At 77.9% G+C, this 2,984-nt stretch carries 3 protein-coding genes and 1 pseudogene; all 4 read right to left on the reverse strand.

Annotated features, from left to right (window positions below; translation table 11 throughout):
• A pseudogene (locus EBM89_RS20205) lies at positions 1-225 on the reverse strand (hypothetical protein); the annotation flags it as partial.
• On the reverse strand, positions 222-992 hold the full coding sequence (locus EBM89_RS20210) for a C40 family peptidase (RefSeq protein WP_122151364.1): 771 nt from the start codon (positions 990-992) through the stop codon (positions 222-224). The pseudogene EBM89_RS20205 and the gene EBM89_RS20210, both read right to left, overlap by 4 nt.
• Positions 989-1,447, reverse strand: a complete 459-nt coding sequence (locus EBM89_RS20215) for a flagellar export protein FliJ (RefSeq protein WP_122151365.1) — start codon at positions 1,445-1,447, stop codon at positions 989-991. The genes EBM89_RS20210 and EBM89_RS20215 overlap by 4 nt, the downstream gene beginning before the upstream one ends.
• Positions 1,444-2,772, reverse strand: a complete 1,329-nt coding sequence (locus tag EBM89_RS20220) for a FliI/YscN family ATPase (RefSeq protein ID WP_122151366.1) — start codon at positions 2,770-2,772, stop codon at positions 1,444-1,446. The genes EBM89_RS20215 and EBM89_RS20220 overlap by 4 nt, the downstream gene beginning before the upstream one ends.
• Positions 2,773-2,984: the final 212 nt, after the last annotated feature.

Genomic DNA, 2,984 nt, shown 5'->3' on the forward strand with positions numbered 1-2,984 from the left:
CGTGCGGTCGGGACGGTCGGTGCGGTCCGGGCGCGAAGCGTGGTCGGCCGGCCGGGCGCCGCGGTCCGGCTGCTCGGGGCCGCGCCGCTCGGGACGCTCGGCACGAGCCGGGGCGGCGAGCTCGCTCTGCAGGACGGCGTCGAAGCCGGAGGACCCGGTGCGGGACGAGCCGGCCGCGGGCGCGGCGGACCGCGCGGCGACGGCGGTGAGCGTGGAGATGGTCACGAGACAGCCCCCCAGAGGGACGACAGGGTGGACAGGGTGGAGGCGGAGGTGCCGGACGCCAGGCCCGACCCGGAGGCCAGCCCGGCGAGCGACGACAGCGACGACGTCGAGAAGGTGCCGCTCAGCAGCGCGAGCGCCTGCTGCCCGGCGGCCGAGGAGGCGAGCGCGGTGGCGCCGGTGCCGGGCGCGACGGCCTGCGGCAGCACCCGGCGGATGGTCGTCGGCTCGGCGTAGACGTCGCGGATGGTCACGCTCTGCCCGGGCTTGGGCGCGTCGATCATCTTCCCGTCGCCGACGTAGATGCCGATGTGCTTGCCGCCGCTGAGCACGACGAGGTCCCCGGGCAGCGCCTGGTCCAGCGAGGGGACCTCTTCGCCGATCGTGGCCTGGTCGCGGGCGACGCGCGGCACCCCGGAGGTGATGCCGAGGTCGGCGAGCGAGCGCAGCACCAGCCCGGAGCAGTCCAGGCCGCCCTCGGCGAGGGACTCCCCACCCCACACGTAGGGCGTGCCGAGGTACTTCTTCGCGGACTCCACGAGGTCCTGGCCGGTCACGGTCGTGGACAGCGCCCCGGCGGGGACGCCGGTGGTCGCGGTGCCCGCCGCCGTGGCCCCGGTGAGCTCGGCGAGGGCGGACGCGAACGCGGACGAGGACGTCGCCGAGGCGGACGTCGTCGCGGCGCTCGCGGGCGCGACGGTGGTCACGGGCGCGGTGTAGGAGCGGATCTGCGCGATCCGGGCCTGCACGGCGGCGATGGCGTCGGTCATCGGACGTCCTCCGGCTCGCCGGCGCCGACGGTCACGGGCGTGCGCCCGCCGAGCCGCCCGGCGATCTCGTCCAGCACGACCTGCTCGGCCCGCTGCTCCTCGGCGCGGACGGCCGTCTCGTGCTTGTCCTGCAGCTTCTCGAGCGTCCGGGTGCGGGTGCGGGCGTCGGCCCACTCCCCCTCGGCGGTGGTCACGGCGTCCTGGGCGACCTCGACGCGGGCGCGGTGGTCGACCAGCAGCGAGGACAGGGCCATGCGGCTGGCGACGACCGCGCGCATCGCGGTGGCGTCCATGGTGGTGGGGAACGCGGCGCCGCTGAGCGCCTGCTCGGTGGCGCGGCTGCGCGCGGCGGCGGCGTCCCGGGTGCGGGTGCGGTCGGCGAGCTGGGCGGCGGCCTGCTCCTCGGCGAGGGAGCGCAGGCGCAGCAGCCCGGCCAGGCGGAAGGCGCGGCTCACGGCAGGTCCCCCATCGCGGCGGTGAGCGCGGCGAGGCGCGCCCAGGAGTCGGCGGACGGGGCGCGCTCGTCCATGCCCTGCCGCAGGAACGCGTCGATGGCGGCGCCGTGCGCGACGGCGGCGTCCACGAGCGGGTTCGACCCGGCGACGTACGCGCCGACGTCGAGCAGGTCCTGCGCCTGGCGGCGGGCCGCCATGACGCGGCGCAGTCGGGTGGCGTGCTCCTTGCGCTCCGGCGCGGTGACGCGGGAGGCGACGCGGGAGATGGAGGCGAGCGCGTCCACGGACGGGAAGTGCCCGGCGACCGCGAGGGACCGCTCCAGCACGACGTGGCCGTCGAGGATGGACCGCGCGGCGTCGGCGATGGGCTCGTTGTGGTCGTCGCCGTCCACCAGCACCGTGTAGAGGCCGGTGACCGAGCCGGTCGCACCGGTGCCCGCGCGCTCCAGCAGCTGGGCCAGCAGCGCGAAGGTGCTCGGCGGGTAGCCGCGCGTGGCGGGCGGCTCGCCGACGGACAGCCCGATCTCGCGCTGCGCCATGGCCACGCGGGTGAGCGAGTCCATCATCAGCACGACGTCGTCGCCGCGGTCGCGGAACCACTCGGCGATGCGGGTGGCGACGAACGCGGAGCGCAGGCGCACCAGCGGCGGCTCGTCGGAGGTCGCGACGACCACGACGGAGCGGGCCAGGCCCTCGGGGCCGAGGTCGTCCTCGAGGAACTCGCGGACCTCGCGGCCGCGCTCGCCGACCAGGGCGATCACGGAGACCTGCGCGTCGGTGCCGCGCGCGATCATCGACAGCAGCGAGGACTTGCCGACGCCGGACCCGGCGAACAGGCCGAGGCGCTGGCCGCGACCGGCGGTGACGAGCGTGTCGAGCACCCGCACGCCGAGGTCGAGCGGCTGGGCGACGCGGGCGCGCGCCAGCGGGTGCGGGGCGTGGCCGGACACCTCGACGGGCAGGGTCCCGACCAGCGGGCCCTTGCCGTCGATCGGGCGGCCGAGGCCGTCGAGCACGCGGCCGAGCAGGCCGGGGCCGACGGGGGCGGTGAGCGCGGTGCCGCGCGGGCGGACCCGCATGCCCGCGCGCAGACCGTGGGTGGGGCCGAGCGGCATCGCCTGGGCGCTGCCGCGCCCGGTGGCGACGACCTCGGCGGGGATCTCGCCGTCGGCGCCCTCGATGCCGATGAGCTCGCCGACGGCGGCACCGGTCCCGGCGACCTCGACGGTCAGGCCGACGACGCCGCGGACCGAGCCGACGCGCTCGGGGCGGGCCGCGGTGAGCGCGGCCGTCCACGCCGCCGAGGCGGGCAGGGCGGAGGCCACGTCGCCGACGGGAGCGGCCTCGACGGCGTCGACGACCCCGCCGCGCGGGGTCGGGAGCAGGGTCGCGGCGCTCACGCGAGCACCCCGGCGGACTGAGGGGGCACGGCGGCGGGCACGGCGGCGAGCGCCGCACGGGCCCGGTCCAGCGCGTCGGCGACGCGGGCGTCGAGGTAGCCCTCGGGGAACTCGCCCACGGCGTCGCCGGGGGCGAG

Source organism: Cellulomonas triticagri, from assembly GCF_003696205.1.
Lineage (GTDB): Bacteria > Actinomycetota > Actinomycetes > Actinomycetales > Cellulomonadaceae > Cellulomonas > Cellulomonas triticagri.